Here is an 18,797-nt window from a genome sequence, read left to right as displayed (position 1 = left end):
CACCATCAGGTGACGCGGGCCTGTCTTTTTCACTTAGGTGGCACCGACCCGCCATGCTCGCCTCGCGGCAAGTGGTCGCTCGAAGCGACGAAGGTTGGGCCCGGGGGCTTGGATCGAGCCGGTGCCAACACCAGGCTAACAAACACCCCCGAGAAGTGATTCCTTCACGACGGGTTGACCCGAAATCGAATCGTCCCCCCCGGCCCACCCGTCCGCCGGCCTCAGTCCCTCAGCAGGTCCGGAACACCGTCCTCGTCCGGCATGTCCCGCTCCCCCGACACCACCGTGAGCTGCTGCGTCGCCCGGGTCAGCGCCACGTACAGCACCCGCAGCCCGGCCGGGGACTCGTCGGCGATCTCCGCGGGGGAGACGACGACCGTGGCGTCGTACTCCAGGCCCTTCGCCTCCAGGCTCCCCAGCGCCACCACCCGCTCCCCCAGCTCCGCGAGCCAGGTACGGGCCTGGGCGCGGCGGTTCATCGCCACCACCACGCCGACCGTCCCGTCCACCTCGGCGAGCAGCCGCCGCGCCTCCTCGCGGACGGTGGCGGCCAGGTCGCCGTCCCGCACGGTCTCGAAGCGCGGCTTCACATCGGTCGAACGCACCGCCGAAGGTGACTCCGTCCCGGGCATCGCGAGCGCCAGCACCTTCGACGCGAGTTCGGCGATCTCGGCCGGGTTGCGGTAGTTGACCGTGAGGGTGAAGCGACGGCGCGGACGGCTGCCGAGCGCCTCGTCGCGGGCCGCCGCCGCCTCGTCCGGGTCGGACCAGGAGGACTGGGCCGGGTCGCCGACGATCGTCCAGGTGGCGTGCCGGCCCCGGCGGCCGACCATCCGCCACTGCATGGGGGTCAGGTCCTGCGCCTCGTCGACGATGACGTGCGCGTACTCGGTGCGCTCCGCCGCCAGCCGTTCGGCCCGCTCGCGCTGGGTCTCCTCACGCTGCGGCATCAGCTCCTCCAGCCCGGAGAGCTGGTCCAACGGGTCGAACTCGCGCTTCTTCTTCGGCCGGTACGGGGTGCCGAGCAGCGCCTGGAGCTCGTCCAGGATCGCCACGTCGTGCACGGACAGGGGGCCCTGCCCAGCGGCGTCGAGCCGCTTCAGCGAACGGGCCACCCGCCGTACCTCCCCCTGGTTGAGCACCCGCCGCGCCCAGCGGCCGAGCCGCTTCTCGTCGGCCATCGCGGCGAGCACCCCGCGCGGGGTGAGCTCGGGCCACCAGGCGTTCAGGAACACCAGGAACGGGGTCTCCGTGGAGACGTCCTCGTCGAAGGAGGAACGCAGCTCCGCCGCGAGCTCCGGGTCGGTGTAGCGGCCCCGGCCCGAGGACTTGGTCCACAGGGCGTCCAGCAGCAGCTTGCGGGCGCGCGGGCGCAGCAGGTTGACCGGTGCGGTGCCGCCCAGCACGTTGTGCCGGATGCGCTGGAGCTCGTCGGCGTTCAGCTCGACCCGGGCGCCGAAGGCGACCACCCGCAGCCGGTTCGGTGTGCCCTCGGGGCCGGCCGAGCCGTCCGAGCCGCCCGGCGCCTCCTCGCCGAAGGCGAGCTGACCCTCCTGGGGCGCCGAACGGGTGCCCGGTGTCTCCAGGGCGCCGCGCGCGGCCTTGCGCAGCACCTGGAGCATCCGGGAGGAGCCCTTGACGCGGGACACGGCCGGTTCGTCGTACGTGGTGGCCCCGGCGACGCCCGCCGCCTCGTCGGACAGCGAGCCGACCGCACGGATCGCGACCTGGCCCTCCTCGCCGAGCGAGGGCAGCACCCCTTCGGTGTACGCGACCAGGAGCGGGGTCGGCGAGACGATCAGGATGCCGCCCGCGTACCGCCGCCGGTCCTGGTAGAGCAGGTACGCCGCCCGGTGCAGGGCGACCGCGGTCTTCCCGGTGCCCGGTCCGCCGGTGACCTCCGTGACAGAGGCGGCGGGGGCCCGGATCACCATGTCCTGCTCGGCCTGGATGGAGGAGACGATGTCCCGCATGGTGTGGCTGCGGGCCTGGCCGAGCGCGGCCATCAGGGCGCCGTCGCCGATCACCGGCAGCTTGTCGCCGTCCAGGAACGCGGTCAGCTCGGGCCGCATCAGGTCGTCCTCGACCCCGAGGACCTTGCGGCCCTTGGAGCGGATGACCCGGCGGCGTACCACCCGGCCCGGTTCCTTCGGGGTCGAGCGGTAGAACGGCGCGGCGGCCGGGGCCCGCCAGTCGATCACCAGGGGCGCGTAGTCGGAGTCCAGGACTCCGATACGGCCGATGTGCAGCGTCTCCGCGATATCGGCGGTGGCGTCCTCGCGTACGGCGTCGTCGGCCGGCTCGACGGAGGTGAACGCGCCGTCCGGGCCGCGCTCACCGTCCTTGCCGAGCAGCAGATCGACCCGCCCGAAGAGGAAGTCCTCGAACTCGCTGTTCAGCCGGTTGAGGTGGACGCCGGCCCGGAAGACCTGGGCGTCCCGCTCGGCGAGCGCGCCGGGCGTGCCGACCTGCCCGCGTTTGACAGCGTCGTGCATGAGAAATTCCGCCTCGTGGATCTTCTCTTCGAGGCGGTGGTAAACCCGGTCCAGATGTTCCTGCTCGACTCCGATTTCCCGGTCCCGCAACGAATCGACAGCGGCATCCTGCGCGGCCACCGAGACCCCCTTCTGACGTGCACTGGGCAGCCGTCAACCTTATGCGAACCAGGGGCCTCGGCGCACCTGCCGTTCACATCGCGATGCCGCGTCGGGGCGGGCGGGGCCGGAGCGGGTGCCGGGGCCGTGGCCGGGGCACCCATGCCGTCCGGGGTGTGCGGCCGACCGGGGGTGCTCCGCGGGCGGGGGTGCTCCGCGGGCGGGGCACCCCGGCGCCCCGCCGGCGGGTCCCCGGCATTCCCCTGGCGGGTCCCCGGCACTCCACCCGCGGGGGTGTCCGTTACGCGTCGGTGCCGACCGCGGCCACCCGGCGCCGGTGCCTGGCGACCCGTTCCCGATTGCCGCAGACCTCGCTGGAGCACCAGCGCCGACGCCCGCCGCGCGAGGTGTCCAGGTAGAGGCGGCGGCAGGCGTCCCCCTCGCAACGCCGCAGCGTCGCACGGGCCGCCGGGTCCGTCAGCAGTTCCACGGCGTCCCTGGCCACGGCCGCCAGCAGCGCCCCGCAGCCGGGCTCTGCGCCCAGCGTCCGTACGAGGGTGCCGCCGCTGCCCCGCACGGCCCGCGGTGCGGGCGGCGCACCGGCCGCCAGCGCGTTGACCCGGTCCAGGGCCGCGTCGGCGCCGCGCCCCGCGAGTTCGGCGGTCAGCAGCCGGTCGATGCCCGCCCGCAGCTGCTGGAAGCGCGTCACCCAGGTGCCGTCCAGGGCGGTCAGCACGGTCCCCTGCGGGACCAGCCGGGCGGCCACCAGCCACTCGGCGAGCCGCTCGGGGCCGGCGAGCTGTTCGCACACACCGGACGTGGTGTACCCGGTCGCCACCAGATCGAGGCAGAGCCGGCCGGAGTCGAACCGCCAGCGGTTCGCGCCCATGCCCGTCGCCATGAGCCTGTCACCGCCTTCAGGTCACCGGTCGCCGTCGGGATGCCACCCCCAGAGTGCCCGTACTCGGGCCGGGCCGGAACCCCTGCCACCACGCGGGTACGGCGGGGATCAGGCTTGCGGCGGGCCGTCGTGCAGAATCCGCTGGAACAGCCGGTGGTCGCGCCACTGGCCGTTGATGTGGAGATAGCGCGGGGCGATGCCGAACTGCTCGAAGCCGCACTTGGCGAGGACCCGCTGCGAGGCCACGTTGTCGAGCATCGTTCCGGCCTCGATCCGGTGCAGCCCGAGCTCGTCCCGGGCGGCGTCGCAGACGGTGCGGACGGCGGCGGTCGCGAGGCCCTGGCCCGCCCGGTCGACGTCGACCCAGTAGCCGAGTGCCGCGCTGCGGAAGGGCCCGAGGACGATACCGGTCAGCGTGAAGGCACCGATCACCCGGTCCTCCCCGTCGGCCAGGACCCAGGGCATGGCGCGCCGGGCGTCCCGCTCCGCCAGCAGCCCGGCGAGACGTTCGGCCTGCCCCCGGGCCGTGTAGAAGGACTCGTGGCGGATCGGCTCCCAGGGGCTCATGTAGACACGGCTGCGGGTGAGCACGGCGGCGCAGGATTCGGCGTCGGTGAGCGCGGCGGGCCGCAGGATCACGTCCTGAGCGAGGGGATGGGTGGCGTTAATCATCCGATCACGTTATCCCCCCTCGCTTACCCCCGGCCTGCCCTCGCGCCCCCGGTCTACCCCGCGTACGTGGTGTCCGCCGACGGGTCCAACGCCAGCCGGTAGCCGCGCTTGACGACCGTCTGGATCAGCCCGGGTACGCCGAGCGCACCGCGCAGCCGGGCCATCGCCGTCTCCACCGCGTGTTCGTCGGAGCCGCTGCCGGGCAGCGCCCGCAGCAGGTCGGCACGGGCCACCACCCAGCCCGGCCTGCGGGCCAGTGAATGCAGCAGGGCCATGCCCGCGGGCGGCACCGGGCACAGTTCGTCGTCGACGAGCACGGCGTGCCCGCGGATCTCGACACGGTGTCCGGCGACCGGCAACGTACGCACCGTGGAAGGGAGTTGCGCGCAGAGCACCTGGACGAGCGGGCCGAGCCGGAAGCGTTCCGGCTGGATGGTGTCGATGCCCCGGGATTGCAGCGGAAGCGCGGTGACCGGGCCGACGCAGGCCACCAGGACGTCGTCGTGCAGGGCGCCCAGGATCTCCGGGAACAGGCCGCGGGTCTCGGCGCGGTTCAGGAACGCGGCGGCGGCGGGGGCACTGGTGAAGGTGATCGCGTCCAGGCCCCGGGCCGCGGTGACGTCGAGCATCCGGTCGAGCGGGGCGATGTCCTCCGGCGGCATCCAGCGGTATACGGGTACGCCGACGACTTCGGCGCCCCCGGACCGGAGCGACTCGATGAATCCGGGCAGCGGTTCGCCGTGCAGCTGGAGGGCGATGCGGCGGCCCTCGACGCCCTCGCCGAGGAGCCGGTCGAGCACTTCGGCCAACGATTCCGAGCCGGGTGACCACGCCTCGGTCAGCCCGGCCGCCCGGATGGCGCCCTTGACCTTCGGGCCGCGGGCCAGCAGTTCGGCACCCCGCAGCCGGTCCAGGAGCCGGTCCCCGACGCCCCAGCCGTCGGCGGCCTCCAGCCAGCCCCGGAAGCCGATCGCGGTGGTGGCGATCACGACGTCGGGGGCGTTCCCGATGAGTTGCTCGGTGGCGGCCAGGAGTTCGCTGTCGTCCGCGAGCGGCACGATCCTCAGCGCGGGGGCGTGCAGTACAGCGGCGCCCCTGCGCCGGAGGAGGGTGCCGAGCTCCTCCGCACGACGGGCGGCTGTCACCCCGACCGTGAAGCCCGCGAGAGGTCCGTGCGTTGCGTCGTCGTCCTGCATGGCGTGATACCCGGCTCTCGTGGTCCCGCTGGTGCTCGGTGGTGCGGAGGGCCGAGACTGCCAACCCCGCGTGTCAGCTTCGGTTCGCCCGTATTTCCCGGCTGTTACGTCGCTCGACGCCCAGGTGTCATCCTCACACCTCCGCGGCGCCGTGCCGCGGCTTCGCGGGCACGGCGGCGGCGCGGCGAAGGTATACCGCCCGATGGGGGTGTGCCGCTTCAGCGCCCGGTGGCCGACGGGGGTTCGCGCATCAGCGCCGCATCGCCCTCGGGCAGCCAGGAGCCGGGGGGCCGCACCATCCACCCCTCCGACGCGGCGAGTTGACCGGCCGCCGCCCGCAGGGCGTCCAGTCCCGGATGACGCAGACCCTCGCGCCAGACCATCATCAGCGGGGAGAGCGGCACGGGACCGACGAGCGGGCGCAGCACGGTGCCCGGCAGGGGCGGGAAGCCGACGACCGCGAGTACGGGGTTCCCCGTCTTGGCCATCACCCGTTGGAACTCGGCCACTCCGACGGCGAGCGGGGCGGGCGGCGCCAGTTCGATGCCGTACTCGCCGAAGAGCAGGGCGGCCAGGGCGGTCCACTCCCGGGTGCGTTCATTGCCGGCCCCCGCGTAGACGGTCTCCCCGGCCAGGTCGTCCAGCGCGACGGACTCCCGCGCGGCGAGGGGGTGGGCGACCGGGAGCAGGACGGCCATCGGCTCGTACCGCACGGGCTGTACCCGGAGCCGGGCCCGCACCGCGGGATCGATCCCGGCGGCCCGCCCGAACGAGACGTCGAGCCGTCCGGCGAGGATCTCGTCGGCCGCGCGGGTCAGCCCCGACTCGAAGCGCGCCATCAGCTCGCACGCCGGAGCGAGATCCCGCGCACGGGCCAGAACCCTGGCCGCGGTCATCCCGTCGGTGTTCAGATCGACGAGCAGCGGCCGGGCGGCCGGATCGGTGAAGGCTGCGGCGAGTTCGGCGTGCGCGTCGAGGACCCGCCGGGCGTACGGGAGCAGCCGTTCGCCGTCCGGGGTGAGCGAGACCTGGCGGGTGGTCCGGACGAACACCTCCGCGCCGAGCTCGCGCTCCAGGCGCCGGATGTCCCGGCTCAGCGCCTGCTGGGCGAGGAAGAGCCGGGCGGCGGCCCGGGTGAAGTGCAGTTCCTCCGCGACGGCGAGGAACGCGCGCAGGAGCCGGGGGTCGGTGTCGGGGACGCTCACCCCACAGAATTTACAACACGGGTGCGTGAATGGGTACGGAGTAGGTGTTGGACCGTACGGACCGGGCGCCATGAGGCTTGAGCCATGCCGATGCCCTCAGCCTCCCGCGAACGACCCGCCACGGGCCCGCTGCACACCGTCTGCGGCGACCTGCTGATCATCGCCCCGCGGAGGCCGGTGGCGCCGGTCCGGCCCGAGGCGGAGGCCGTCGCGAGACGTCCCGAGGCAGAGGCGGAGGCCGTGCCGAGTCGCCCCGTGGCGAGAGCCCCCGCGAAGCTCCCTCCCACCGCCAACCCCTATCGCCGTCTGCTCGCCACTCCCGGCGCGCGGGCCTTCACGGCGGGCAACCTCATCGCCCGGCTGCCCCAGGGGATGTTCAGCGTCAGCGCGGTCATCATGATCGCCGGGTCACGCGATTCGTACGCCCTGGCCGGGGCCGTCACCGCGACCGGCCTGGCCGCGACGGCGGTGGTCGCCCCCTGGACCGCGCGGCTCGTGGACCGCCACGGGCAGGCCCGGATCGCCGTGCCCGCCACCGTGATCGCCGTGCTCGGGTCCCTGGCCCTCCTGCTCTGCGTGCACTACGACGCCCCCGCCTGGACGCTCTTCGCCGCGTACGCCGCGACCGCGACCACCCCGAACACCGGCGGCATGTCCCGGGCCCGCTGGGCGCATCTGCACCGGGGCGATCCGGCGGCCCTGCACACCGCGAACTCCTTCGAGCAGTCCGTCGACGAACTCTGCTACATGCTCGGCCCGGTCATCGCCGCGTTCCTGTGCGCAGGGCTGTTCCCCGAGGCCGGCACGCTCGTCGGCGCGATCCTGCTGATGACCGGCATGCTGGTCTTCGCCGCCCAGCGCTCGACCGAACCGCCGGTCGCCCCCCGTACCGACGCGGCCTCTCCCCTCCGTACCCCCGGCATGCCCGCCCTACTCAGCGTCTTCCTCGCCACGGGAGCGGTGTTCGGGACCATGGAAGTCGTCTCGATCGCGCACGCCGGGGGCGCGATCCTCGCCCTTCAGGCGGGCGGCTCGTGCGTGGCGGGGCTGCTGTACGGATCCCTGCGGCCCGCCGCGAACGTCGGGCACCGGCTGCTGTTCTGCCTCGCGGGCATGACGGCGCTGATGTCGCTGCCGCTGCTGGCTGCCTCCACCACCGATTCCCTGCCCGTACTCGCCCTCTGCCTGCTGCTGGCGGGCGCGGCGACGGCACCCACCATGGTCACCGGCATGACCGTGGTCCAGCGCCTGACACCCGCGGCACAGCTGAACGAGGGCATGACGCTCGCGGTCACCGCGCTGCTGGGCGGCATCGGGGCGGGGGCGGCGGCCGGCGGCTGGCTGGTGGAGCACACCGGGACGGTGACCGGCTACGCGGCACCGATGAGCGCGGCGGGGCTGGCCCTGGTCATCGCGGCGGCGACGGCTGCGACGGCTGCGCGGCGCACCCGCCGAGCGGTGTGACCGGCGGGCCGCGCGAGACCGGGGGATCGATCGGGCCGCGCGGGACCGGGTCCGCGATGATCCGCCCGCGCCGCAGGGCATGAAAAAACCTCCGCCCCGCGAGTGAACTCGCGGGGCGGAGGCTTACATGGGGTGGTGGAGATGGCGGGAATCGAACCCGCGTCCAACGGTGCAGAACCAGGGCTTCTCCGAGTGCAGTTCGCTGCGCTTTTCTCGGCCCCGGAGGTCACACGAACAAGCCTCCGACAGGCCCAGTCACTGTTTGATTTCCTTCTAGGCCCCGTGACCGGGCTTAGAAGTTTAGATCCCTAGTTGATGCCAGGATCCGGGTCGGGATCACCCCCGGGCTGACACTCCGCAGAGTCTTCGCTAGCTGCTAATTAGGCAGCGAGGGCGAAGGCGGAGGAATCGCGCTTGGAATTGGCGATTATTGTTTGCGACATATGGTTTACGAGATCATTGCCGCTTCCTCGACTCGCTTCCCCTGCTTCGACATCCGCTGTCGAAACCGATCATCCCCATGTTGATTTTTCAAACGCGCACCCGCTGTGAGGTGCACGGCCCATCGTACGTGACCAACGCCGGGCGATGCCAGCGTATTCCTGCTCAGGCGCTCCGCTGACGCCTGCGGACCGCCGCGATCGCACGGTTCGTCTCCCTCGTGTCCTGCTTCTCGCGCAGTGTCTGACGCTTGTCGAACTCCTTCTTGCCCTTCGCGAGCGCGATCTCGACCTTCACCCGGCCGTCCTTGAAGTACAGGGCGAGCGGCACGATGGTGTGGCCCGTCTCCTGGGACTTCGACTCCAGCTTGTCGATCTCGGCCCGGTGCAGCAGCAGCTTGCGCTTGCGCTTGGCCGCGTGGTTGGTCCAGGTGCCCTGGACGTACTCGGGGACGTGGATGTTGTGCAGCCACGCCTCGTGGCCGTCGATCTGGACGAACCCGTCCACCAGCGAGGCCCGGCCCATCCGCAGGGACTTGACCTCGGTGCCCATGAGGACGAGCCCGCACTCGTAGGTGTCGAGGATGTGGTAGTCGTGCCGCGCCTTCTTGTTCTGCGCGATCATCTTGCGCCCGGTGTCTTTTTCCTTGGCCATAGTGCGGTCATTTTCGCACTACGACCCACCCCCGAGGCCACTCAATACTGTCTCGGCCCGTTCCTGGGCCCGTGCGTCGACCACGACGTCCGGTGTGATGCCCCGGCCGTCGACGTTGCGGCCCCCCGGTGTGCGGTAGTGCCCGACGGTCAGCTCGGCCACCGAACCCCCCGGAAGCTTGCTCGGCATCTGCACGGAGCCCTTGCCGAAAGTGGGCGAGCCGACGGTGACGGCGCGCCCCCGGTCCTGGAGGGCGCCGGTCAGCAGCTCGGCCGCGCTCATGGTGCCCCCGTCGACGAGAACCACGACGGGCCGGGCCGTATCGCCGCCGGTCTCCGCGTACAGGGCGCGCTGGTCGCCGTGCACGTCGTACGTGGCGACCAGACCGCCGTCCAGGAAGGCGGAGGCGGCGGCGGCCGCCTCGGTGACCAGGCCGCCGGAATTGGCGCGCAGGTCCAGCAGGATCCCGGCGTCGCCCGGTGCGGCGCGTACCGCGTCGCGGACCTCGCCGCCGGCCCCCTTGGTGAACGCGGCGACCTTGATCATGACCGCCGACGAGGGCTCGTCGCCCAGGCGCCGGACGGTGACCGCCTCGGTGGTGAGCCGGGCCCGGCCCAGGGTCGTGGTCCAGGCGCGCCCGCCCCGTTCGAGCCCGAGGACCACGGTGCTGCCCTCGGCCGCTCCCGTACCGTCCCCGCGCAGCAGGGCGACGACCTCGGCGACGGGACGCTCGGCGACCCGGGCGCCGTCGACCGTACGCAGGAGATCGCCCTTGCGGATACCGGCCCGGTCCGCGGGGCTGCCGCTCTGCACCCGGGCCACGGCGACCCGGCCGCCGGAGGTGCGCCGCGCGGAGAGCCCGACACCCGTGTACGAGCCGTCGAGGGCCTGCTCGAACTCCTCGTACTCCCGCTCGTCGTAGACCGCGCCCCAGCGGTCCCCGCTGCGGCTGACGGCTTCCTCGGCCGCGGCGGTGCCGGACTTCCCGTCCGCCTCGGCGTCGGCCGCTGCGTCCGCGATCTCGGCGCGGTCGACGGGGGCGAAGGTGGAGGCGATGGAGCGGGCCTGGATGTCCGGGCCCTGTTCCTCGTCGTACGGCAGGGACCCGGTGGCCGCGGCCGTGGCGAGGACGCATCCGAAGACCAATGTCAGAGCCGCCCCGCGGTAGAGACCGCGGGGCCCGAAGCGGTACGTGGGGCCCGACATGGCGTCGAGTCTAGGACAAGCCCCCTGTGGCGCACGGCTACTCGGCCGCACGCCCCAGGGGGCGCATGTCACACCTTGAGGTACTTGCGGAGCGCGAACAGCGCGGCAACGGCGGGCATCAGCAGCCCGATCGCGAGGACGAGCGGCAGCTTGGTCAGGACCGCGTCCCAGCCGATGAAGTCGATCAGGTTCAGCTTGTCCTTGAGCGCCAGTCCGCCGTCGATCAGGAAGTAACGGCCGCCCAGCAGCATGGCGCAGGCGAGCAGACCGCCGATCAGGCCGGCGACGGCCGCCTCCATGATGAACGGCATCTGGATGTAGAAGCCGGAGGCGCCGACGAGCCGCATGATGCCCGTCTCACGTCTGCGGCTGAACGCCGAGACCCGGACGGTGTTCACGATCAGGATCAGCGCGATGACCAGCATCAGCACCATCACGTATATCGCGACGACGTTCATGCCGTTCATCAGCCCGAAGAGGTTGTCCAGGATGCTGCGTTGGTCCTGGACGGACTGCACCCCGTCCCGCCCCGCGAAGGCCGTGGCGACGACCTTGTACTTCTTCGGGTCGTCGAGCTTGACCCGGAACGACTCCTGCATCTGGTCGGGCGTGATGTTGCCCGCCATCGGAGAGTCGCCGAACTGCTCCTGGTAGTGCTTGTACGCCTCGTCGACGGTCTCGAAGCTGACCTTCTGGACAGCGTCCATCTCTTCGAGATCGGACTTGATCTCCTTCTTCTGCTGCGGAGTGACCGCGCCCTTGGCGCACTTGGGCACGTCCTTGGCGTCGGACTTGTTGCAGAGGAAGATCGAGACGTTGACCTTGTCGTACCAGTAGTCCTTCATCGTGCTGACCTGCTCGCGCATGAGCAGCGCGCCGCCGAACAGGGCGAGCGAGAGGGCGACGGAGACCACGACCGCGAAGGTCATCGTGAGGTTGCGACGAAGACCGACGCCGATCTCCGACAGGACGAACTGGGCGCGCATGGCGTCCTTTCAGTACTCGATGCTCGGAGGGCGGGCCCTCTTCAGTGCTGGTATCCGTACACGCCGCGTGCCTGGTCGCGTACGAGACGGCCCTGCTCGAGCTCGATGACGCGCTTGCGCATCTGGTCGACGATGTTCTGGTCGTGCGTCGCCATGATCACAGTGGTGCCGGTCCGGTTGATCCGGTCCAGCAGCTTCATGATGCCGACGGAGGTCTGCGGGTCGAGGTTGCCGGTCGGCTCGTCCGCGATCAGCAGCATGGGGCGGTTCACGAACGCGCGGGCGATGGCCACGCGCTGCTGCTCACCGCCGGAGAGCTCACCGGGCATCCGCTCCTCCTTGCCGCCGAGGCCGACGAGGTCGAGGACCTGGGGCACGGCCTTGCGGATCTCGCCGCGGGGCTTGCCGATGACCTCCTGCGCGAAGGCCACGTTCTCGGCGACGGTCTTGTTGGGCAGGAGCCGGAAGTCCTGGAAGACCGTGCCCAGCTGGCGGCGCATCTGCGGCACCTTCCAGTTGGACAGCCGCGCGAGGTCCTTGCCGAGCACATGGACCATGCCCGTGCTGGCGCGCTCCTCGCGCAGGATCAGTCGCATGAAGGTCGACTTGCCGGAGCCGGAGGACCCCACCAGGAAGACGAACTCGCCCTTCTCGATGTCCAGCGAGACATCGCGCAGAGCCGGTCGGGTCTGCTTCGGGTAGGTCTTGGAGACGTTGTCGAATCGGATCACGGATGCACCACGGTCGGCCGGGAGTAGGTGAGCGTGACCATACGCGAACCGGGCTCACGCGTGCAGGCGGCGTCCGGCAATGGGTGATTTGTGGCAGAACCTCGGTCGGAACGAAACGGGTCGTGCCGGACCTTGTCCGGCGGGCCGCGCCGAAATCGGCGTGAGCTGGCACAGTGGTGGGGGGAACGGTTGCGTTTCCCGGAGCGTTGTGCGGAGAGGAAGCAGAAAGCGGCTCCGCCGCGCGGGAGGAGGAAAGCGCATGACCTATGACCGACTGGTGTGCGCGAACTGCGCGGCGCCTGTGAACGAGGGACGCTGCCGGGTGTGCCGGGCCGTGCGGCAGCAGCTGCAGGATGAGCAGGACCAGGGCCCGCTCGCCGGACTGAATCCGGCGATGCTGATCGCGCTGATGGTGATCCTGGTGGCCGCGCTCGCGCTGCTGGCGCACCAGGCCGCCTGACCCGTCCGGCGCCCCTGACCGGCCGCCTCCGTCCGCCGCGGGAGCCGGAGGGCTGATACGTCCACGTACGGGCCGCAGGACGGCCGTATGTGCCGGAGCACCGGAAAGGGCCCGGGAGGCCGTACGTGGCCTCCCGGGCCCTCTCTGCGCGTGTACGGGCCCTTAGGCGACCGTACGACCGCCGCCGACCAGGCGCGGCAGCAGGCGGAAGCCGATGCCACCGGCGATCATCGTCGCGGCGCCGACCAGCAGGAACGTGGTCTCGGCCGCACCGGTCTCGGCGAGCTCGTCCTTGCCCTTGCCCTGCTCGACCGGCTGGTTGCCGACGCTGTCCGTGTCGGTGTTGTCGGCGCACTCGGCACCGTCGAGGTCCACCGTGCAGGTACCGGCGTCGTCGCCACCGGTGGTCGAACCGGAGGTGGCGGAACCGGAGGTGCCATTGCTGGAACCACCGTTGTCGCCGCCGCCGTCAGTGGTGCCGCCGTTGTTGCCGGAACCACCGTTGTTGCCCGAGCCACCGTTATTACCGGTGCCGCCGTTGTTTCCGGTGCCGCCGTTGTTTCCGGTGCCGCCGTTGTTACCGGTGCCGCCGTTGTTGCCGGAACCACCGTTGTTTCCGGTGCCGCCGTTGTTGCCCGAGCCGCCATCGACGCCGCCGTCAGCACCTCCGTCAGCGCCGCCGTCGGAACCGCCATCAGCACCTCCGTCGACACCGCCGTCAGCACCTCCGTCAGCTCCACCATCGACGCCACCGTCAGCACCGCCATCGGCACCACCGTCAGCACCGCCGTCGGAGCCACCATCGGAACCGCCATCAGTGCCGCCATCGACGCCACCGTCGGCACCGCCATCGGAGCCACCGTCAGCACCGCCGTCGGAGCCACCGTCGGCACCGGCGTCAGCGCCGCCGATCGGGTTCTCACCGGACGTTCCGCCCTGGTCAGCACCGCCCGCCGGGTTCTCGTCGCCGTTCACTCCGGCCTTGGCGGTGACGCCGTCCTCGCCGTCAACACCGATCCCGATGCCGATGCCGACGGCCTGCGCCGCACCGGCCGCGGTCAGCGAGGCACCCGCGGCAATAACCGCACCAGCGGCTATCCGCGCGACGCGGATGCGCGTCTTCTTCGTCATCTGTTGCTACCCCCAGTAGCCGATCTCGTCAGTGGAGCAGCCAAATATGCGGGGCCACGGCCCTGCGGGGTTCGCTCTCGGCAGGGCCACATCGTGCCGTGGTCATCCCGCCCGCCCCCCGGTTCACACCCGTCCCAGACATACGCATGCTGCTCTAGCACCCTGGCCAGAGTTAAGGATTACGTCAAGGCCGTTCCGTGTAATACGCTCCGTTATGGGGCTTCTTGACGGCTATTCGGAATCACGACTGTGACGCGTTGGGCACGACTTCCCCGCAACTGCGCGCGGTCGCGCGCAACACGACTGAGCCCGGACAGCTACCTGTCCGGGCTCAACCGACTTACGACCGGGGTTACTTCTCCCGCTGCTTGCGCCAGCGGATGCCGGCTTCCAGGAAGCCGTCGATCTCTCCGTTGAAGACCGCTTCCGGGTTGCCGATCTCGAAGTCCGTACGGAGGTCCTTCACCATCTGGTAGGGGTGCAGGACGTACGAACGCATCTGGTTGCCCCAGGAGTTGCCGCCGTCGCCCTTGAGGGCGTTCATCTTGGCCTGGTCCTCCTGGCGGCGGCGCTCAAGGAGCTTCGCCTGGAGGACGTTCATCGCGGAGGCCTTGTTCTGGATCTGCGAGCGCTCGTTCTGGCAGGAGACGACGATGCCGGTCGGCAGGTGCGTCAGGCGCACGGCGGAGTCGGTGGTGTTGACGCCCTGGCCGCCGGGGCCGGAGGAGCGGTACACGTCGACGCGCAGCTCCGACTCGTCGATCTCGATGTGGTCGGTCTGCTCGACGACGGGGAGCACCTCGACGCCCGCGAAGGACGTCTGGCGGCGGCCCTGGTTGTCGAAGGGCGAGATCCGGACCAGGCGGTGGGTGCCCTGCTCGACGGAGAGGGTGCCGTAGGCGTACGGCACCTGGACGGCGAAGGTGGTCGACTTGATGCCGGCCTCTTCGGCGTACGACGTCTCGTAGACCTCGGTCTTGTAGCCGTGCCGCTCGGCCCAGCGGATGTACATGCGCTGGAGCTTCTCGGCGAAGTCGGCGGCGTCCACGCCGCCCGCCTCGGCCCGGATGTTGACGAGGGCCTCACGGGCGTCGTACTCGCCGGACAGAAGCGTGCGGACTTCCATCTCGTCCAGCGCCTTCTTGACGGACTCCAGCTCGGACTCGGCCTCGGCGAGGGCATCGGCGTCGCCCTCGTCCTCGGCGAGCTCGAAGAGGACTTCGAGGTCGTCGATGCGGCCGCGCAGGGTCTCGGCCTTGCGGACCTCGGCCTGGAGGTGCGAGAGCTTGCTGGTGATCTTCTGGGCCACGTCCGGGTCGTCCCAGAGGGACGGCGCCGCCGCCTGCTCCTCGAGCGCGGCGATGTCCGCCCTCAGCGCATCCAGGTCCAGGACGGCCTCGATCGACCCCATGGTCGAGGAGAGGGACTTCAGCTCTTCGGAAATATCGACGACTGCCACGGGTCCAGCGTAACGGCTGGGCGGATGAAGCTTGCCCTCGCCCGGAACCCGGTCCCGGTCCGGTCCGGGTTCGGACCCGGTCCGGACCCGTCGTGAACCCGGTCCGGGCCCGTGCCGAGCGGTGTGTGCCGGACCCGTGGGCGACTCCCGTGGGCTCCCCCGGGCGGTCCCCGAAGGCTCCGGGGCGGGCCCGCGCGGCCCGTCCCGGCGTCCCGGCGTCCCGGCGTACCGGCCCCTACGGGGACGAGGGGGCCGAGTTCTTGGTGTCCTGGGGGGTCGCGTCGGCGTCGTCGCCGCCCGCCGCCAGCCAGCCGCCCACGGCGACGGCCGCGCACAGGGCGACCGCGGCGGCGCCCAGCGTGATGCGGCGCTTACGGACAGCGGCGGATTTGTTGCGGGCCGATCCGGGGCGGGGGCGGCCCGGCGCCCGGGGGGCTCGGGCCGTGCCCAGCGGGCCGCCCGCCAGCTCGTCGGGGGCCGGGACGCGCATGCTCGTGTGGGTGTCGCGGTTGGAGTCCGGCGCGGAGCCGGGGACCAGCGGGACGGCGCCGCGGCGGCGGGGCTCCTCGGCGGGTGTGTACTGCTGCTCGTCGTAGGCCGGCGCCTGGGGTTCCGTCTCCTCGGCGTCCGGCTCGTCCACGTCGAGCGGGGGTATGCCCGCCAGCAGCGGAAGCAGTTCGCGCAGCCGGTGCGCGAGCTCCGAGGCACGCAGCCGGGAGGCCGGTGCCTTGGCCAGGCACTGGACCAGGAGCTGCCAGAGCTCCTCGGGGATGCCGGGGAGCGGGACGACCGTCTCGGTCACATGGCGGCGCAGGACCGCGCCGGGGTGGCCGCCCCCGAAGGGCGTGAACCCGGCGAGGAGTTCGTACAGCACCGTCGCGAGCGCGTAGATGTCCACGGCGGCGCGCGGCGGGAGGCCCTCGACGATCTCGGGGGCCAGATAGTCCGGCGTACCGATGATCTTGGTGGACTTGGTACGGCTCGGGGTGTCGATCAGCTTGGCGACGCCGAAGTCGGTGAGCAGGGCGGGGTGCGAACCGCCGGGGCCGAGCGGCCCCTCCATGTCGAGCAGGATGTTCTCCGGCTTGACGTCGCGGTGGACCACCCCGGCGGCGTGCGCGGCGGCGAGGCCGTCGGCGACGTCCGCGATGATCGCGACGGCGGCCTCGGGGGCGAGGCGGCGCTCGCGGTCGAGGCGGGTGCGCAGATCCGTGCCGCGTACGAGCGTCATGACCAGGGCCAGGTCGTTGCCGTCGACGACGAGGTCGCGGACGGCGACCACCTGGGGATGGTCGAGCCCGAGCAGGGCGGTGCGCTCCCGCACGAAGCGGCCCACGAGCTCCTGGTCGGACGCGAGGTCCTCGCGGAGCAGCTTGATGGCGACGGGGCCCTCGGGCCCCTCGCCGAGCCACACCGTGCCGGCGCTGCCGCGCCCCAGGATCTGGTGGGCGGTGTACCGGCTGCCGATATTCCGTGCCAAGACTGCTCCCTCAGCGGCTGGCGTTGGACCCCCGGTCGACAAAGTTACGCGGCGTTCGGGGTGTTGCGTGCCCTGGATGGCGCCAACCTTCACTTCTCCGGACCAAATAGGCCCGGAGAAGTCGACAAAGGTACAGAGTTGGCTGTTCAGGCGCCGCCGCTGCCGGAGCTGTCGCCGATCTTCGAGACCCAGCCGGTCACGGTACTGATCGCGTCACCGATCGCTTCCCAGTAGCCCTTGCCCTGGGCGACCCAGTCCTGAAGCGGTGTCAGCTCCCAGATCAGCCAGCCCGCGACGATCAGCAACACCACAGTGAACAGGCAGCCCTTGAGGCAGCCGAGACCCGGGATGCGCATGGGGTTGGCGCCGCGCTGCCTCGGCTGACGCGGCGCGGCCGGCTGCTGGGGCGGCGGCTGCGGCTGCTGCTGCTGCTGGGGCGCGTACTGCTGTTGCTGCGGAGGCGCGTACTGCTGTTGCTGAGGCCGTTGCGGCTGCTGGTAGCGCTGGGGCTGCTGCGGCGGCGGGTACTGCTGGTGCTGAGGCCGCTGCTGGTGCTGAGGCGCCTGCTGCCGCTGCGGAGGCTGCTGGGGCGGCTGCTGGCGCTGGGGCCGACGGCGCAGCGGGTCCTGCCCCGGGTCGAGGTACTGGACCTGCGTCTGGTCGTTGCGGTCACGCGCGGCCTGGAGCTGCCCCTGCCAGGGGTGCGGGCCGTCGGGCTGCGGAGGGCCGGCGGGGTGCTGCGGTACGGGCGGCATGACCGAGGTCGGGTCGGCGTCACCCGCACCCCCCTGGCCGAAGCCGCCCTGTCCCGGGGTCTGGCCGGAGGTCTGCTGCATGACGCTGGTCGGGGCGGCGGGATCGTACGAACCCGCGTTGCCCGGCAGCATCTGCGTGGGGTCGGCCGCCCCGGGGGTCTCCGGGACCGCGGCGGGCGCCGGGTCGGGGGCCAGCAGGGCGCCCACGCCGTCGGCGGCCGCGATCTGGGCCGAGTTGGCGTGTACGCCGATGCCCGCGGCGACGGTACGCAGTCCGCAGGCGAGGTTCTCGGCGCTGGGCCGCCGGTCGGGGTCCTTGCTCAGGCAACGCTCTATGACCGTCCACAGCGGTGCGGGGACGGTGCTGGGGCGGCGGGGCTCCTCGCTGAGGTGCCGGTGCAGGACTTCGAGGGCGGTGCCCCCGGCGAACGGCGGGCGTCCGGTGACCAGTTCGTACAGCAGGATGCCCGCGCCGTAGATGTCCACGGCGGAGGTCTGCGGGCGGCCCTCGGCGGACTCGGGCGCCACGTAGGCGGGGGTGCCGACGAACTCGTGGGTCCGGGTCAGCCCCGGGGAGTCGGCGAGGCGCGCGATGCCGAAGTCGGTGAGCATCGGGTGCATCTGGCCGTCGCGCTCGTCGACCAGCACGTTGGCGGGCTTGAGGTCGCGGTGGACGACGCCGTCGGCGTGGCTGGCGGCGAGCGCGTCCGCGATCTGGGCGGTGAGCAGTGCGGCGGCGACCGGGGTGAGCGGGCCGTTCTCGCGCAGATACCGGTGCAGGTCGGGACCGTCGATGAGATCCATCACCAGGGCGAGGAGATCACCCTCGACGACGAGGTCGCGGGTGCGCACGATGTTCGGGTGGGTGAGCCGCAGCAGCACGGAGCGCTCCCGCAGGAACCGCATCACCACATCGGCGTCGTTGGCGAGCTCCTCCTTGAGGACCTTGATCGCCACGGTCTCGCCGGGCTGACCCGCGACGGCCGCCTCGGCGCCCGCGGTCTCCCGCTGGCGGGCTCGCCAGACGGTGCCCGTGGCGCCGCGTCCGAGCGGCTCCTCGAGCAGGTACTTGCTGCCTACCGGCCGCACGTCATGCGCTCCCTGCTGATCGTGGTGCTGGCGGTCCCCCCGGGCCCGCCCGGATGTTCCGGCCCACTCTAGTGCCGTCGAAGCCGGCACCGGCCGGTCGTCTTCCGGTCTTGGTCCCGCCGCGCCGTCAAGCTGTGATGGCGGGTGTCCTGGCAGATGTCCTGCCGTGTCCGGAGGAAGACGCACACAGTGGACAGATGGTTGCCGAACAGACGTTCTACGAACGTGTCCCGTGTGCGCCCGAGAACTCCCCGGACGGCTCGAACCGGACCCAAGCAGGCATTTTTACGTCCACACTCAGCCATTCAAGATCATTTGAAGGTGGCCCCCGGGCGTGTTGTCAGTGGCAGGTGCGAGGATGCCTTCCAGCACG

At 71.6% G+C, this 18,797-nt stretch carries 15 protein-coding genes and 1 other RNA gene; 2 read left to right on the top strand and 14 right to left on the bottom strand.

The features are described from left to right. Window positions 1–221: 221 nt before the first annotated feature. The 5 genes from OG413_RS16405 to OG413_RS16385 form a co-directional block, all read right to left on the bottom strand. Window positions 222–2,615: a UvrD-helicase domain-containing protein gene (locus tag OG413_RS16405; protein WP_266806289.1), complete on the bottom strand. Its 2,394-nt coding sequence runs from the start codon at window positions 2,613–2,615 to the stop codon at window positions 222–224. 280 nt (window positions 2,616–2,895) lie between these two features. Beyond that, the gene (locus OG413_RS16400) at window positions 2,896–3,495 is read right to left on the bottom strand and encodes a CGNR zinc finger domain-containing protein (protein ID WP_266806287.1); all 600 of its coding nucleotides are present in this window, start codon (window positions 3,493–3,495) and stop codon (window positions 2,896–2,898) included. 108 nt (window positions 3,496–3,603) lie between these two features. Beyond that, window positions 3,604–4,167 (bottom strand): GNAT family N-acetyltransferase, encoded by a 564-nt coding sequence (locus tag OG413_RS16395; RefSeq protein WP_266806285.1) that lies wholly within the window; start codon window positions 4,165–4,167, stop codon window positions 3,604–3,606. Window positions 4,168–4,220: 53 nt separating this feature from the next. Further along, entirely contained in the window at window positions 4,221–5,363 is a 1,143-nt protein-coding gene (locus OG413_RS16390) for a uroporphyrinogen-III synthase (RefSeq protein WP_266806284.1), read from the bottom strand. A gap of 218 nt (window positions 5,364–5,581) precedes the next feature. Further along, on the bottom strand, window positions 5,582–6,568 hold the full coding sequence (locus OG413_RS16385) for a LysR family transcriptional regulator (RefSeq protein ID WP_266806282.1): 987 nt from the start codon (window positions 6,566–6,568) through the stop codon (window positions 5,582–5,584). A gap of 84 nt (window positions 6,569–6,652) precedes the next feature. Between OG413_RS16385 and OG413_RS16380 the strand changes: the two genes are divergently transcribed. Beyond that, on the top strand, window positions 6,653–8,032 hold the full coding sequence (locus OG413_RS16380; RefSeq protein ID WP_266806280.1) for an MFS transporter: 1,380 nt from the start codon (window positions 6,653–6,655) through the stop codon (window positions 8,030–8,032). A 133-nt stretch (window positions 8,033–8,165) separates the two neighbouring features. Here the strand turns inward: OG413_RS16380 and ssrA are convergent. The 5 genes from ssrA to ftsE all read right to left on the bottom strand — a co-directional run bounded on the left by ssrA (window position 8,166) and on the right by ftsE (window position 12,050). Beyond that, window positions 8,166–8,552: a transfer-messenger RNA gene (ssrA, locus tag OG413_RS16375) on the bottom strand. Between the two features lie 86 nt (window positions 8,553–8,638). Further along, window positions 8,639–9,127, bottom strand: coding sequence for an SsrA-binding protein SmpB (gene smpB, locus OG413_RS16370; protein WP_073723819.1), 489 nt, complete (start codon window positions 9,125–9,127; stop codon window positions 8,639–8,641). Window positions 9,128–9,145: 18 nt separating this feature from the next. After that, window positions 9,146–10,333 carry a S41 family peptidase gene (locus OG413_RS16365; RefSeq protein WP_266806276.1) on the bottom strand — a complete coding sequence of 396 codons (1,188 nt, stop codon included), beginning with the start codon at window positions 10,331–10,333 and terminating at the stop codon, window positions 9,146–9,148. Between the two features lie 68 nt (window positions 10,334–10,401). Next, complete coding sequence (gene ftsX, locus OG413_RS16360) at window positions 10,402–11,319, bottom strand: permease-like cell division protein FtsX (RefSeq protein WP_266806275.1); 918 nt, start codon at window positions 11,317–11,319, stop codon at window positions 10,402–10,404. Between the two features lie 41 nt (window positions 11,320–11,360). After that, entirely contained in the window at window positions 11,361–12,050 is a 690-nt protein-coding gene (gene ftsE, locus OG413_RS16355; RefSeq protein ID WP_003968787.1) for a cell division ATP-binding protein FtsE, read from the bottom strand. 259 nt (window positions 12,051–12,309) lie between these two features. Between ftsE and OG413_RS16350 the strand changes: the two genes are divergently transcribed. After that, window positions 12,310–12,510 carry a hypothetical protein gene (locus OG413_RS16350; RefSeq protein WP_266806273.1) on the top strand — a complete coding sequence of 67 codons (201 nt, stop codon included), beginning with the start codon at window positions 12,310–12,312 and terminating at the stop codon, window positions 12,508–12,510. A 162-nt stretch (window positions 12,511–12,672) separates the two neighbouring features. Here the strand turns inward: OG413_RS16350 and OG413_RS16345 are convergent, their stop codons facing one another. The 4 genes from OG413_RS16345 to OG413_RS16330 all read right to left on the bottom strand — a co-directional run bounded on the left by OG413_RS16345 (window position 12,673) and on the right by OG413_RS16330 (window position 18,424). Further along, window positions 12,673–13,641 (bottom strand): hypothetical protein, encoded by a 969-nt coding sequence (locus tag OG413_RS16345; RefSeq protein ID WP_266806271.1) that lies wholly within the window; start codon window positions 13,639–13,641, stop codon window positions 12,673–12,675. 352 nt (window positions 13,642–13,993) lie between these two features. Next, entirely contained in the window at window positions 13,994–15,100 is a 1,107-nt protein-coding gene (gene prfB, locus OG413_RS16340) for a peptide chain release factor 2 (RefSeq protein ID WP_266806269.1), read from the bottom strand. 235 nt (window positions 15,101–15,335) lie between these two features. Then, complete coding sequence (locus OG413_RS16335; protein WP_266806267.1) at window positions 15,336–16,580, bottom strand: serine/threonine-protein kinase; 1,245 nt, start codon at window positions 16,578–16,580, stop codon at window positions 15,336–15,338. A gap of 146 nt (window positions 16,581–16,726) precedes the next feature. Then, window positions 16,727–18,424: a serine/threonine-protein kinase gene (locus OG413_RS16330; protein ID WP_266806265.1), complete on the bottom strand. Its 1,698-nt coding sequence runs from the start codon at window positions 18,422–18,424 to the stop codon at window positions 16,727–16,729. Window positions 18,425–18,797 lie beyond the last annotated feature (373 nt).

Source organism: Streptomyces sp. NBC_01433, assembly GCF_026340105.1.
Classification (GTDB): Bacteria; Actinomycetota; Actinomycetes; order Streptomycetales; family Streptomycetaceae; genus Streptomyces.
This window is presented reverse-complemented; position numbering and strand designations above follow the sequence as displayed.

Bases quoted from the DNA above. Each gene is read 5' to 3' on its own strand.
- OG413_RS16350 (WP_266806273.1), top strand. From the start codon at position 12,310: ATGACCTATGACCGACTGGTGTGCGCGAACTGCGCGGCGCCTGTGAAC.
- OG413_RS16400 (WP_266806287.1), bottom strand. From the start codon at position 3,495: ATGGCGACGGGCATGGGCGCGAACCGCTGGCGGTTCGACTCCGGCCGG.
- OG413_RS16365 (WP_266806276.1), bottom strand. From the start codon at position 10,333: ATGTCGGGCCCCACGTACCGCTTCGGGCCCCGCGGTCTCTACCGCGGG.
- OG413_RS16345 (WP_266806271.1), bottom strand. From the start codon at position 13,641: ATGACGAAGAAGACGCGCATCCGCGTCGCGCGGATAGCCGCTGGTGCG.
- OG413_RS16395 (WP_266806285.1), bottom strand. From the start codon at position 4,167: ATGATTAACGCCACCCATCCCCTCGCTCAGGACGTGATCCTGCGGCCC.
- ftsX (WP_266806275.1), bottom strand. From the start codon at position 11,319: ATGCGCGCCCAGTTCGTCCTGTCGGAGATCGGCGTCGGTCTTCGTCGC.
- OG413_RS16390 (WP_266806284.1), bottom strand. From the start codon at position 5,363: ATGCAGGACGACGACGCAACGCACGGACCTCTCGCGGGCTTCACGGTC.
- OG413_RS16380 (WP_266806280.1), top strand. From the start codon at position 6,653: ATGCCGATGCCCTCAGCCTCCCGCGAACGACCCGCCACGGGCCCGCTG.
- smpB (WP_073723819.1), bottom strand. From the start codon at position 9,127: ATGGCCAAGGAAAAAGACACCGGGCGCAAGATGATCGCGCAGAACAAG.